This is a genomic window from Vibrio sp. 1727, assembly GCF_033344415.1.
Lineage (GTDB): Bacteria > Pseudomonadota > Gammaproteobacteria > Enterobacterales > Vibrionaceae > Vibrio > Vibrio alginolyticus.
The window spans coordinates 151,742-164,281 of record NZ_JAWPOT010000011.1; the positions used below are offsets into that span (position 1 = coordinate 151,742).

At 45.8% G+C, this 12,540-nt stretch carries 12 protein-coding genes; all 12 read right to left on the reverse strand.

Annotation, left to right across the window (positions count from 1 at the left end; all coding sequences use genetic code 11):
- Window positions 1–71: 71 nt before the first annotated feature.
- Window positions 72–1,127, reverse strand: a complete 1,056-nt coding sequence (gene fliG, locus R8O10_RS12550; RefSeq protein ID WP_005380470.1) for a flagellar motor switch protein FliG — start codon at window positions 1,125–1,127, stop codon at window positions 72–74.
- Entirely contained in the window at window positions 1,120–2,862 is a 1,743-nt protein-coding gene (gene fliF / locus R8O10_RS12555) for a flagellar basal-body MS-ring/collar protein FliF (RefSeq protein WP_005380462.1), read from the reverse strand. Before fliF ends, fliG begins: the two co-directional genes overlap by 8 nt.
- A 14-nt stretch (window positions 2,863–2,876) precedes the next feature.
- Window positions 2,877–3,188, reverse strand: coding sequence for a flagellar hook-basal body complex protein FliE (gene fliE / locus R8O10_RS12560; RefSeq protein WP_005384482.1), 312 nt, complete (start codon window positions 3,186–3,188; stop codon window positions 2,877–2,879).
- 122 nt (window positions 3,189–3,310) lie between these two features.
- The gene (locus R8O10_RS12565) at window positions 3,311–4,720 is read right to left on the reverse strand and encodes a sigma-54-dependent transcriptional regulator (RefSeq protein ID WP_005380460.1); all 1,410 of its coding nucleotides are present in this window, start codon (window positions 4,718–4,720) and stop codon (window positions 3,311–3,313) included.
- 36 nt (window positions 4,721–4,756) lie between these two features.
- Window positions 4,757–5,788 carry a sensor histidine kinase gene (locus R8O10_RS12570; RefSeq protein WP_005380459.1) on the reverse strand — a complete coding sequence of 344 codons (1,032 nt, stop codon included), beginning with the start codon at window positions 5,786–5,788 and terminating at the stop codon, window positions 4,757–4,759.
- Window positions 5,789–5,987: 199 nt separating this feature from the next.
- On the reverse strand, window positions 5,988–7,454 hold the full coding sequence (locus tag R8O10_RS12575) for a sigma-54 dependent transcriptional regulator (RefSeq protein ID WP_318191446.1): 1,467 nt from the start codon (window positions 7,452–7,454) through the stop codon (window positions 5,988–5,990).
- A gap of 287 nt (window positions 7,455–7,741) precedes the next feature.
- The gene (gene fliS, locus R8O10_RS12580) at window positions 7,742–8,152 is read right to left on the reverse strand and encodes a flagellar export chaperone FliS (protein WP_005380457.1); all 411 of its coding nucleotides are present in this window, start codon (window positions 8,150–8,152) and stop codon (window positions 7,742–7,744) included.
- Window positions 8,153–8,164: 12 nt separating this feature from the next.
- Entirely contained in the window at window positions 8,165–8,470 is a 306-nt protein-coding gene (locus R8O10_RS12585) for a flagellar protein FliT (protein WP_005380456.1), read from the reverse strand.
- A 3-nt stretch (window positions 8,471–8,473) separates the two neighbouring features.
- A complete protein-coding gene (gene fliD, locus R8O10_RS12590) occupies window positions 8,474–10,468 on the reverse strand; it encodes a flagellar filament capping protein FliD (protein ID WP_047102855.1) in 1,995 nt (664 codons plus the stop codon).
- A gap of 21 nt (window positions 10,469–10,489) precedes the next feature.
- On the reverse strand, window positions 10,490–10,924 hold the full coding sequence (gene flaG / locus R8O10_RS12595) for a flagellar protein FlaG (RefSeq protein ID WP_005384493.1): 435 nt from the start codon (window positions 10,922–10,924) through the stop codon (window positions 10,490–10,492).
- Between the two features lie 92 nt (window positions 10,925–11,016).
- On the reverse strand, window positions 11,017–12,147 hold the full coding sequence (locus R8O10_RS12600) for a flagellin (RefSeq protein WP_005380449.1): 1,131 nt from the start codon (window positions 12,145–12,147) through the stop codon (window positions 11,017–11,019).
- Between the two features lie 288 nt (window positions 12,148–12,435).
- On the reverse strand, window positions 12,436–12,540 hold a 105-nt coding region (locus R8O10_RS12605), incomplete at its 5' end, for a flagellin (RefSeq protein WP_254661342.1).

The following is a 12,540-nucleotide window of genomic DNA, read 5'->3' on the forward strand; positions in this document are numbered from 1 at the left end:
GGGTTACCTATTGTGTGTTCGATTAAGAAGTGAGGGTGCTCCGCAATAGGATAATTGCGAAGCAATAGAAATTATAAGAATTCGTCAGCACCGCCAGATAGCATGAGCTCACCAGCATCCGCCATTCGACGGGCAATTGCTAAGATTTCTTTCTGAGCGGCTTCTACATCTGCCACTCGTACTGGCGGCATCGCTTCTATATCATCACGCATCATATCAGCAGCACGTTTAGACATGTTCTTGAAGACTTTCTCACGTAACGAGTCATCTGCACCTTTGAGTGCTTTTTGCAACACGTCTTGTGGTACGTCACGCAGCAACTTCTGAATACCTTGGTCGTCCACTTCGACTAAGTTTTCGAAGACAAACATTAGGTCTTGGATTTGCGTCGCCATGTCTTCGTCCTGATCGCGAATTTGTTCCATTAACAAACCTTCGACGTTGTTGTCTAGGTAGTTCATGATCTCCGCTGCTGCTTTCAGGCCGCCAATTTTGGCTGCTTGTGCACCCGCTTGACCCGCGAACTGTTTCTCCATGATTTCGTTCAGCTCTGCCAATGCTGATGGCTGAACTTCTTCAAGGTTGGCAATACGCATCATCAGATCCAAACGCACGCGCTCAGGGAACTGAGACAAAATCTCTGCAGATTGGTCTGCTTCTAAATAAGACAGTACGATAGTTTGAATCTGTGGGTGTTCATTGACGATAATGCTCGCCACTTGGCGTGGGTCCATCCATTTCAAAGAATCCAAGCCTTTTGAGCCCGTACCAAGTAGGATCTGGTCAACTAAGTTGTTGGCTTTGTCTTCACCAAGAGCGGCAACCAGTGCATTACGCATAAAGTCTTCGCTGCCCATACCAATGTTGGTGTATTTCTGGATATCCTCCAAAAACGCACGATGAACAGCAGATACCTTGTCTTGGCTGAGATCCTTCGCGCGAGCCATCGCACTACCAACACGCTGAACCTGTTTTGGTTCTAGGTGACGGATAATGCCAGCTGCATCTTGTTCATTAAGGCTCAGTAGCAAAATTGCCGCTTTTTCTTCGCCAGTAATGGTTGAAACATCCAGCTCTACTGGCATTCCCGCGGCGTTGTCATCTTGAGGTACGATATCGTTAGCCATTGTCATTCATCCAGTTTTTCACTACTTGAGCAGCCAGTTCAGGTTCATTCGCAACCAGAGCGCGAACCGCTTTCAATACATCTTCATCTTTATGAAGGTTTGGCAAATCAATACTTGAGCCAAACTCGAACAGTTCGCTGCTTTCGATGTCACTGCCAATCAAGCTAGTTTCACCATCCGCACCAATCGGCAAGCCGTCTGGTCCGTACATTTCGTCTTCATCATCGCTGGTAGGGTTAAGCAATTTCTTCATTGCTGGGCGAACCAGAACCAACACAACCACAATAATCACTAATGCACTTGCGAACCAACGAACCCAATCACTGAAGTTAGGGTGCTCCCAAATTGGTGGTTCTTCTAGCTGCTCAGCCTCTGGCTCAGCAAACTTTACACTCAATACATTCAGTAAATCGCCACGACCTTGATCAAAGCCAACGGTACCAATTAATACTTGGCGAATGGCATTGATTTCAGATTCGGACATTGGGGTATAAGTCACTTCACCCGTATCAGGGTTAACTTGACGACGGTCTTTAATCGCAACAGAAACGGTCTGACGAGCCACCGTCCCGGTCTGCTTTCGCTCGTGGCTGATGGTGGTATCTAGCTCAAAGTTACGCGTGGACTCTTTACGAACTGACCCCTGCCCCATGACAGAACCATCTTTCATTTGAGCCACATCTTGCGGAATTGAGGCATCCGCTGGAGGCTGATTACTCAACGCACCCGGAATACCCGCTACCATGTTACCGTTATTGTAATCTTCGAGTGCGTACTCACTGCGGGTCGCAGGGGTGTTCGGATCAAAGCGTTTGCGAGTTTGTTCAACCGCACTGAAATCCATTTGGATATCAACCTGCGCCGTATAGTTGCCATAACCTAAAATCGGTAATAGTACGGAATCAATTTTTTCGCGCAGCGCTTGCTCTTGGCTGCGTTCTAATTCTTGTTCTTTGCGTCGCGCCGCAGAAGCGGGATCTTGGGAGCCTGAGCTGAGTAAGCGGCCATGCTGATCTGTGACGGTAATTCGAGAAGTTTTCATTCCCGGCACGGCACTCGCTACCATGTCGACAATAGAATCCACTTCTTGCTGCTTAAGGTTCGTGCCTGTCGACAATGTCAAAAATACCGACGCAGACGCTTCTTGGTTATGACGCACAAACACGCTGTGCTTTGGCAGTGCCAATAACACTCGTGCTTTGCGAACTTGCTTCATTTCTTCAATTGCTTGAGCCAATTGGCGCTCTCGACTGAGTTTGAGACGCTCTTGCTCGAGACGTTGTGAAACACCAAAACCCATGTCTTGCAGCAAAATATCATCGCCTGCTTCTGTAGCTTGGTTAACGCCGGAACGAACCATGCCAAGTTTGATCGAGTTGTACTCACTCGATTCAACAGAAACAGTATTGCCATCAAGCTTATAATTGATTTTCTGCTGGTCCAGATAATCCAGAACGGGGATCAATTCTTCGGTCTCATACGCACCAAGTGGGCGCATCTCCGGTTCTTTGACCCAAAAGAACAGCATCACGATCAATGCAACACAGATGGATATCGACAGCACAAGCACAACCTGACGAAGTAAATCGAGGTCGCCCACTGCCATATCGAATTTTGACGCACTGCGCTCTTCTAGATCTGGATTTTGACTCTCCACATCCACATCGGAACTTGCTACCAGTGCACCATCTGAGCCGCCTTCAGTGACGGTTAAATCTGTAGACTTGTCTGCCACACTTATTACCTAAATTACACTGGCATGTTCATGAGATCTTTATATGCCTCAACGAGTTTATTGCGAATTTGAACCGTCGCATCAAAAGCGACACTAGACTTGTTACGAGCGATCATAACGTCAGAAAGGGATACATCGGCATCACCACGATCAAAACGGGTTTGTAAATCACCAGATGCTTTTTGAAGTGTGTTCACGTTATTGATGGCTTTAGTTAGGAGATCGTTAAAATCCGCTCCAACTTTCGCCCCACTTGCAGTAGGAGCCGTATTGGTTGCTTCTACCATCATGGCGCGCATTTCTGCCTGAATACCATCAATTTTCATTAGCACCTCTAAGCCAAAAGATTGACTATTAACAAAACTGATTATTGACAAAGCAATTAACGTGCCATAAGACATTAGCAATCAATTTACTTACACTTTTCGTCTTATGGCCGTTGTCTGTGTTAATTCGGGATATCTATACCAGCATCACGCATTTTGGCAAGCTTATAGCGCAAGGTTCGAGGGCTTATACCCAGTTTCTCCGCCATTTCTTTGCGTCGACCATTACACTCAACCAAAGTCTCTAAAATAATGGCGTATTCTTGATCGCGCAGCTCGCTGCCTAAGCCTTCTCCACCAGTTACTGGGCGGCTGACACTCTCAGCTTGAGCAACTGGCTTAACATTGGGCACGACCATATCTGCATTTTGCACCACGTGTTGTAAGCTATTGGCATCTTGCCAATCTACGCCCTCAAGCAAAATGTGCTCAGCATCGATGTCGCCATTTTCACTTAATATCAGCGCTCGTTGAACCACGTTATCCAACTCACGAACATTACCCGGCCAAGGGTATTGCAATAGTTTTTCTAACGCAACGGTCGAGAATTGAGGCACTGGCATGCCCATTTTGCTGCAATGACGCTCAGCAAGATGCTTGGCAAGCGGTGCAATATCGCCTTTACGTTCTTTAAGTGCAGGCCACGCAATTGGGAATACATTCAGGCGGTAATATAAGTCCTCTCTGAAGTTTCCTTCTGACACGTATTGCTTAAGATCACGGTTACTAGTCGCTAACACACGAACATCTAACTTGATGCTTTTGCGACTGCCTAGGCGCTCTACTTCTCGCTCTTGCAAAACACGCAACAACTTCGCTTGCAGGTTCAAGTCCATTTCGCTGATTTCATCAAGCAAGATTGTGCCACCTTGCGCTTGTTCAAACTTTCCTGGGCATGCCTGAACAGCACCAGTAAATGCGCCCTTTTCATAGCCAAACAGTGTTGCTTCGAGCATATTGTCAGGAATCGCGGCACAGTTAATTGCGACAAAAGGACCATTTTTACGATTTGACGCGTTGTGAATATAACGCGACATCACTTCTTTACCTGAGCCACTCGGACCTAGCACCATAACATTCGCATCTGTACGCGCCACTTTATCGGCCAACGCGAGTAAGCTCAGACTTTTCTCATCAGCAACGATAGCGTCACCGTTGTCATCACTTTTTATCGGTGCATAACGACTGACCATATTTAGCAACACTTCTGGTGCAAATGGTTTCGCCATGTAGTCAATCGCGCCGTCTTTCATTGCCGACACGGCATCTTCAATATTGGCGTACGCCGTCATTAGCAATACTGGTAAGTTAGGCCAATTCTGCTTGATGCTTTTGAGCAGAGCTAAGCCACCCATACCCGCCATTTGCACATCAGAAACGACGATATCAACCGTATTCGATTTCAGCTTTAACAGTGCATCTTCAGCACAGTCCGCTTCCAACCACTCATACCCAGCCAGAGCCAGAGTATCGACTAGGGCTTCACGAAGACCTTCATCGTCTTCTACGATCAGCACTTTGCTTTGCGCCATTATGATTCTCCAGAAATTGTTATTACCAAAAGCCGCTTATTGCGCTTCTGTTTGCACTCGCTCTAGCGGAATGCACATGGTGAAGCAGGCTCCATCACCCTGCTCTGAAATAAGTTCCAATCGACCGTCATGGGCACGGCAAACCATTTGAACAACTGCCAACCCTAATCCAGTTCCTTGAGAACGTGTGGTAAAAAATGGCTCCATGATTTTGGCTTGCAGTTCTTCGGGCACTCCCGGTCCGCTGTCTTGCACAGAAATGCGTAACTCACCATTTACCGGGCGGAAAAAAATATCGACTTGCGATTCTTTACCAGACATTTGAATCGCATTCATGACCAGATTACTCAATGCGGATGCAATGGCGTTCGCATTGCCTAGTAGTTCAGTTTGTTCTTCTTCCACTTCTAGGCAGTAATCAATACTGTTGTTTTTTAGCGCGGTTTCGACCATCGGCTGATATTCCGCTACCAACTGGGCAATCGTAAATGGCTTAATGACTTTATTATCACCACCTTTAGCAAAAAGCAGCATATCATTAACCTGCTTTTCCAAATCGTGCAGTCGATCCATTAATTTGGTTTGGAAGCGATCTTTTGTCGCTGGAGGAAGATTTGGCGCTCCCAAATTGGATGCATATAACATAGCGCTCGACAGCGGCGTTCTTACTTGGTGAGCAAGCGACGCAACCATACGTCCTAACGACGATAAGCGCTGTAAATCACTGACACGAGCTTGAAGTAAACGGGTTTCGGTTAAATCGGTAATCAGGATCAATTGACCTGTTGTGGACGCCGAGATGGCGAGTCGAACTTTACGGCCATTACGTAATGAAACTTCGTGGCCATCATCTTCACGTGGGTCAAACACCGCCTGGATAACGTTGAACCATTTTTCGTTAACCAGTGGAATCTCAAGAATTCGGTGCGCTTCTGGATTTGCTTCACGGACTACTCCGTACGTATCGAGCAAAATCACTCCAGCAGGCATCACATCGAGCACCTGTTTGTAGCGCTCAACCTGATTCTCTACGGAATCTAAATGGGATTGATTGGTGTTGTTATCCATTACTGCCTGTCGAAATATCGCCGCTAAAACTAAAATAGCTTGGTAAGCAATTAGCGTACCAAGCTATTCTTTATATTTATCAGTATGTTAAGCTATCGACAATAAGTTGACACTCAGAGATAACGGTTTTGGATGCCAGAAAAACGATGTTAACTAGCACAAGTGATAATTCAGATATCGTCTTAAAACTTCACTTTACCTAGCGCTGTAAGTTGTACTTACGCATTTTTTCCACCAGCGTAGTACGTCGCATACCCAGCATGTCGGCCGCTCTTGCTACAACGCCACCCTGCGCTTCTAATGCTTGGCTGATCATATTAACTTCTAAATCAGCCAGCAGCTCTTTCAAATTAACCCCTTCCGGTGGCAGCGCTTGCGGGGCGTTCATGCTGTGATCAAGGTCGTCTTGATCTTCAAAGCTAAAATCTTCAGAGAAGATGTCTTGGAACACATCACGCTCTTGTTCTTCAACCGAAATAAACGGATTACTTTCTGGTTGGAACTCTGGGATATCACTGTAGCGATATTTGGTTGGTAAGTGGTTTACATCGACCAAGCTATTTGGGTACAGAATGATCATTCGCTCAACAAGGTTCGCTAACTCACGCACGTTACCCGGCCAGTTGTGCTCCATCAATGAATTGATCGCACGAGGGGTAAAACAGATAGGTTGTCCGCCTTCCGCCTCTAAACGTGTCATCAGTTCTTGCAGCAGCAATGGTATATCTTGTTTGCGCTCTTTCAGCGCTGGCATCTCAATCGGAAACACGTTCAGACGATAGAACAAGTCTTCTCGGAACGTGCCTTCTTCAATCATATTTTCTAGATTACGGTGTGTCGCCGCCACAACTCGAACATTTACCTTGATGGTACTATTGCCACCTACACGTTCAAAGCAGCGTTCTTGCAATACACGAAGCAACTTTACTTGCATCGACATTGGCATATCGCCAATCTCATCAAGAAAGATAGTGCCACCGTCTGCGAGCTCAAATCGACCTTTACGGGCAGTTAACGCACCAGTAAACGCGCCTTTTTCGTGACCAAATAATTCGCTTTCTAGGAGCTCAGGCGGTATTGCACCACAGTTAATAGGTACAAATGCGCCATCGCGGTATGAAGAGTGATAGTGGATGTTACGCGCAACAACTTCTTTACCCGTACCGGACTCACCTAAGATCAACACGTTTGCTTCCGTGTTTGATGCTTGCTCAATCAGGTGTCGAACTTCTTGAATACCTCTACTTTGACCAACTAAGCTGCGAAAAAGCGTGTTTTTGCGTGCACTAGCAACAACATTCACTCCTTTTCGCCCCAGAAAATCTTTGCAGTGGCGTAACGCTTCACTAAGCTGTGGGTAATTAAGCGGCAGCTCTAGTTCACCAACAAAATTTGGAAGATCATCAACAGGCAAAGGAAAACGGCCCATGACTAGAAGAGGGATGTGGTAAGCGCTGTTTAAATGAGAGATAACCGTACTCGCCGCTTGACCTGCTGGAATATTACCAACAATACAGCACGACCATACGCTAGACCAATCAACATCGCTGAGCTGATCAGAACTGACCGCTTCGCAATTTTCTCCAACAAATTCCAATATATTGCTTAAATTTAAACGACTTGATGCGTCATCATCAATTACAAGCAGCTTTGCCAAACCATGCATAAGTAAGAATGATTGCCTTTATTTTAGGTGCGTTGCGGCCAAACCTTGATTTGCGCAATTGGGTGCTAAAGAAGGCAGAACCACCACACTCAATTTACGATAGACAAAATAGGAAAATCAGCAACAAAAAAGCCATTAGGGCTACTAATGGCTTCTATTTTATTTGAATATAAAAATAAGGCAACCAAGCAATGGAGAGGTGTGAGCTTGATAGAAACTTTGCTACACAACTCGTTGCGCAATTGACAAATATATTCGTCTAGTATCTTAACGCATTGTTTTGACTATTAAATACCAACTTCAGCAGCGGTAAGATTATGAAACTCTGTTGGGATTTGGTCCCAAGCGGACTTGATCTCACGGATAATGTCGATAACGTCGTCGATCAGCTGAGGCTCATTTTGATGGTTAGCAGCAGAAATTTGCGTGATCATAAACTCATACAGTGAATCTAAGTTTGAAGCAATATCACCACCGTCATCCATAGATAGACAGCTGCGTAGCGCGATAATGATGTCTAACGCTTTACCTAAGCGCTCACCTTTTGCTGGAATATTGCCTGCTTGCATGGCTGCTTTACCTTGAATAAGGCGCTCAATCGCACCAGCCATAAGCATTTGAATGACTTTGTGCGGAGAAGCCGCGCTAAGCTGGCTGTCGACTGATACCTTTTTGTATGCTTGCAAAGAACCGCGCATAGTAATCCTCTTTTAAATAAATTTTTTGTACTGCTGAAGTGAACGCTGGCCATAACGAAACTTATGGAGCTCTTTTCCGACCTTTGACGTTTCCGATTGCATCAGCTCGACAATTCTTTTGGTACGAGTTAGCAATGCTTGCCACTCTGCATCCTGCTTAACCAAAGGATTTTGATGAATAATTGGTAACAGGTTTTGCAATAACCGTTCCCTGATATCGACCAAGCGAAGAATTTCTTCAGCATTAAAATCAATTTTTTCTAATTCTTGCGTAATTAGTTGATCTATATCACTAATTTCCATGAGTTCTTTTTGCATTTATTAACCCAACGCACTCATCAAAGCGCCTAACTGGCCTTGCATTTTACCGGTCGCATCTTGCATCGCGGTAAACTTCGCATGAGTACGCTTCTCTAGGCTTTCCATGCGGCGATCTAATGCCGCTTGATCGTCACTCAAACGGTAGTTTTGTTCTGTGAGACTTTTTTCTCGAGTACGAATACTGCCTGTAATACCTGTGATACCGTGAATCGCATCTTCTACTCGTTTAGCAAAACCTGTGTTGCCACCGAAGAACTTTTCTAACTCGTTGAAGTTATTGTTCAACTGGCGGTCTAGCATGTCATAGTTGATTTCTAGGGTGCCTTGACGTGTGGTCGTAATGCCAAATTCTGTTAAGGACTTTAGGTTTTCAGGTGCTTTATCGATTCGAGTAGAAAAGACCGATTTTAATCGTGAATCTGCACTGCGTACGGTGCTGTCACCTGACAACGGCCCTTTTTGGCCAGTTACCGGATCCACACTCGCCAACGCTTGGGAGGTTTGATAAAACGAGTTATACGCTGCCACAAAGTTTTCGATATCGTTGCGTACACTTTGACGGTCGTACTCGACACCAATTTCAGCAGGCGGTTTATTCGGTTCTGATTTGCCTTTTAGCGTTAAATCAACACCTTCGATCGCATCTTCAATCACATTGTTGTGGCTAGATAGCTTTGCCACTCCATCAAGCAGAACTTCTGAATCTTGCCCTGCTTGTACTTCTGTCATTCCAAGGTATTCTTCAAAAGCAGATTGTGCCTTTGCGATTTTCGCTTCTGCTTCATCAATTTTTTCCAGACGCTCACGTTCTTGAGGATCAAGTTTAGCGCGATGAATTTGCTTAGCTTGCGCTTCGGAAAGTTCACCACGTGCCACTTTTTCGTCTAACGCTTGCTTTTCACTCGCAATTTTTTGCTCGATTTCCGCTTTTTCTTGCTCAAGAAGCTGCTTAGCCTCTTTCGTCGTAACGTAAGAATCGGTTAGGGTGCCCGATGCGGCATTATTCCAGCCTGGTACATCTGGTGCCTTCTCTATTGCCTTTTCGTCGAGTTCAAGCTCTGGTTCTTCATAAGAGTCCAACAAAGTACCTGACGCAGTTTCTGTCCACCCTGGAATTCTGTCTTCAGGGCGTAAGCTCGCGCGTCGGTTGGCTTCATCAATGGCTTCTTGACCAGCTTTGGCTGCTTCTGCACCCGCCGCAGAGATTGGCGCTTGCGATGCATCATCTTGTACATCGTCTGCCGCTTTTTGCTCTTCTGGAGGTAGAGGATTGCCGTTTGCATCCAGCTCTTCTGCTGGTTGTTCCGGAAATTTAAGAGGACCTAAGACATCTTCCGCCGCTGAACGAGCTTCTTCAAGCGCGTTGACGCGGTCTTCAAGTGTTTGGTATTCGAAATATTTAAGAGGGTTGCCTTTTTCTGCCTCCACACTGACTCTGATTTGATGATCCTTACCAGAGAGGTTAGAAGCAAGGATAAGGCGTGGACCTTCGACGTCGTTAATAAGAGATGCACGAACGCCAGGGTTATCTTTAGCGCCATTGATGCCGCGTACGACATCGATGAGCTTAGATCGGGAACGAACATCGATATTAAAACGCTCATCACCAAGCGAAATCTGCAGCTTACCAGGGCCAAATTTTGCGTCTTCTGGCAATACGTCAGAAGCGACTTTGTGGCTCTGAGCAAGCTGCAACACATCGATAGCATATTTGCCAGCGATAGCATCTGTGGTTGCCGTGGCAGATACGATATTGTCATTGGTCGTTTCGACAGTGCGAACGGCAAATGCTTTCTCCTGACGAAAGTTCGCCATGAGATTTTTCATCGTATCCAATGATTCTCTGAGTCGCCCGTAAGCACTGATACTGGCATTAATTGTCGTGCGTTCGTTGTCGATGCGTTGCTGCTTTGGTACGCGTTCGGCATCCACAATTTTGCTGACCATGGAATTAATATCCATGCCGCCAGACATCCCCAAAGGGCCTAAACTCATCAAATCACCTCTAAAAACGACTTACACTTTTTCAGTCAACAACCCGCTGTTGGCTGTGTGCTCAGCTAGGCGACGCAATACCACTAGCATTTCTTCATCAGGAATTTGACGAATCACGTCACCGGTATTGGCTTCATAAATCGTCACCACATCTCGTCCGGATTCTTCATCCACTCGAAATGCGACTCCTTTGTTTATGGACGTTACAAATTCATTCATTTGTGCGACCAATTTTTCACGTTCTTCTTTGTTCAGTTCTTGACGGCTTTCAGCCATCTCGATCGCAGCTTGAACAGAGAAGTCGTATTCGGTGTTTTTCGCTTTTTGCGGCGAAATCTCACCATTTGAATTTGCTGGGCTAGACGTGCCTATATCATTGCCATTTTTATTTGCAAACTTTGTGCCATTTGGCGTGCCGTAAGGCTGGATGTTCGATGCGTAGGAGGATATATCCATTACAATCTCCCTTCCACCTTATGGGCTAACGATAGAATCTATCGCTTTGGTGCCTCAGCACTAAGGTGTTGACCTCAGGCTGGGTTTACCACTTAGCCCAACAAGCTTAGCGCTGCAGATGGAGACTGCTTCGCTTGAGCCAGGATTGAAGTACTTGCTTGCTGAAGAATTTGCGACTTAGTCATCGCAGTGGTTTCCTTCGCGTAATCAGTATCTTTAATACGGCTTTTAGACGCGTTAACGTTCTCGTTAATGTTGTCTAGGTTGCTGATTGCGTGGTTGAAGCGGTTTTGGAAAGCACCGAGTGAAGCTCGTTGGCTGTCTACGGACTTAAGAGCGCCGTCGATAACCGCTACTGCTTCTTGAGAGCCAGCTACTGTGGTTACGTCGATGTCTTTCACTGTTACGTCTTTCGGACCACCAAAGCCGATCTCATCTGCTAGGTTGCCAGAAAACTCAACATCACCTTCAACTTTTTGAGAAGAAGCAAATACTTGTAGTTTGCCATCTTCGCCAACAGAGGCTTTTACATCATCGTTTTGACCGTTGATGTATGTCGCTAGCTGTTCAATATCATCGCCTTGCTTAGCGCTGATTGATAGCTCTTTCTCTTCACCCTGCTTGTTGGTGTAGCTCATTTTGAACTCTGTTTTCTCACCAACAGTCCAAGATGCGTCTTTACCCTCTTCTGCTGCGTAGCTCTTACCACCCATTGCTGAAGTGTCTGAGCGTAGGTTACCCATAGACAGCATCACTGCTTCACCTGAGTCCGCCCCGATTTGGAAAGACTGAGTACCGTAAGTACCGTTTAGAAGCTTGTTACCACCGAAAGAGGTAGTTTCAGCAATACGGTTTAGCTCGTCGTTTAGCGCTGTTACTTCTTCTTGGATCGCTACACGTTCTGCTTTTGAGTTAGAGCCGTTCGCCGATTGAAGCGAAAGATCACGCATACGTTGTAGGATGTTGGTAGATTCATTCATTGCACCTTCAGCAACCTGTGCAATAGAAATACCGTCGTTTGCGTTTTTCACTGCCATGTCTAGGCCACGGCTTTGTGCATTCAAGCGGTTTGAAATCTGTAGACCTGCAGCATCGTCTTTCGCGCTATTGATTTTATAACCCGAAGACAAACGCTCCATTGATTTTTGTTGACCGTCAGCTGCCTGGTTTAGGTAACGCTGTGCAGTCATCGCAGAAACGTTAGTATTAACGTTAATCGCCATAATTGATCTCCTTAAGGCTTTAGTGAATGTACCGTCGTGTCTCTCACCTCACTTAGGTACATCTCATTTCTCTCAGTCCCTTTAACGGCGACCGATGAATATCCTTTAGAAGAAATTTTCAATTTTTTGCGATTATTTTCTTTGGCTTACTGAAATGTGATGAAGCTCTAATGTCGTGATTCGCAGAAATCCTGGGGGCCCAAAAGACAGAAAAAAACCCAGCCGAAGCTGGGTTTACTCGCTCATCTCTCACCACGAGCCAATGAGGTTCTCGTCTTAGGTTTGAAATTAACCTAGCAGACTTAGCGCTGAGTTTGGCGCTTGTTTCGCTTGCGCAAGGATTGAGCTTGACGCTTGCGATAGAATTTGTGATTTGGTCATTGCCGTCGTTTC

Excerpts from the sequence above, each read along its gene's own strand:
- fliG (WP_005380470.1), bottom strand. The coding sequence starts at position 1,127 with ATGGCTAACGATATCGTACCTCAAGATGACAACGCCGCGGGAATGCCA.
- fliE (WP_005384482.1), bottom strand. The coding sequence starts at position 3,188 with ATGAAAATTGATGGTATTCAGGCAGAAATGCGCGCCATGATGGTAGAA.
- R8O10_RS12565 (WP_005380460.1), bottom strand. The coding sequence starts at position 4,720 with ATGGCGCAAAGCAAAGTGCTGATCGTAGAAGACGATGAAGGTCTTCGT.
- R8O10_RS12570 (WP_005380459.1), bottom strand. The coding sequence starts at position 5,788 with ATGGATAACAACACCAATCAATCCCATTTAGATTCCGTAGAGAATCAG.
- R8O10_RS12575 (WP_318191446.1), bottom strand. The coding sequence starts at position 7,454 with ATGCATGGTTTGGCAAAGCTGCTTGTAATTGATGATGACGCATCAAGT.
- fliS (WP_005380457.1), bottom strand. The coding sequence starts at position 8,152 with ATGCGCGGTTCTTTGCAAGCATACAAAAAGGTATCAGTCGACAGCCAG.
- R8O10_RS12585 (WP_005380456.1), bottom strand. The coding sequence starts at position 8,470 with ATGCAAAAAGAACTCATGGAAATTAGTGATATAGATCAACTAATTACG.
- fliD (WP_047102855.1), bottom strand. The coding sequence starts at position 10,468 with ATGAGTTTAGGCCCTTTGGGGATGTCTGGCGGCATGGATATTAATTCC.
- flaG (WP_005384493.1), bottom strand. The coding sequence starts at position 10,924 with ATGGATATATCCTCCTACGCATCGAACATCCAGCCTTACGGCACGCCA.
- R8O10_RS12600 (WP_005380449.1), bottom strand. The coding sequence starts at position 12,147 with ATGGCGATTAACGTTAATACTAACGTTTCTGCGATGACTGCACAGCGT.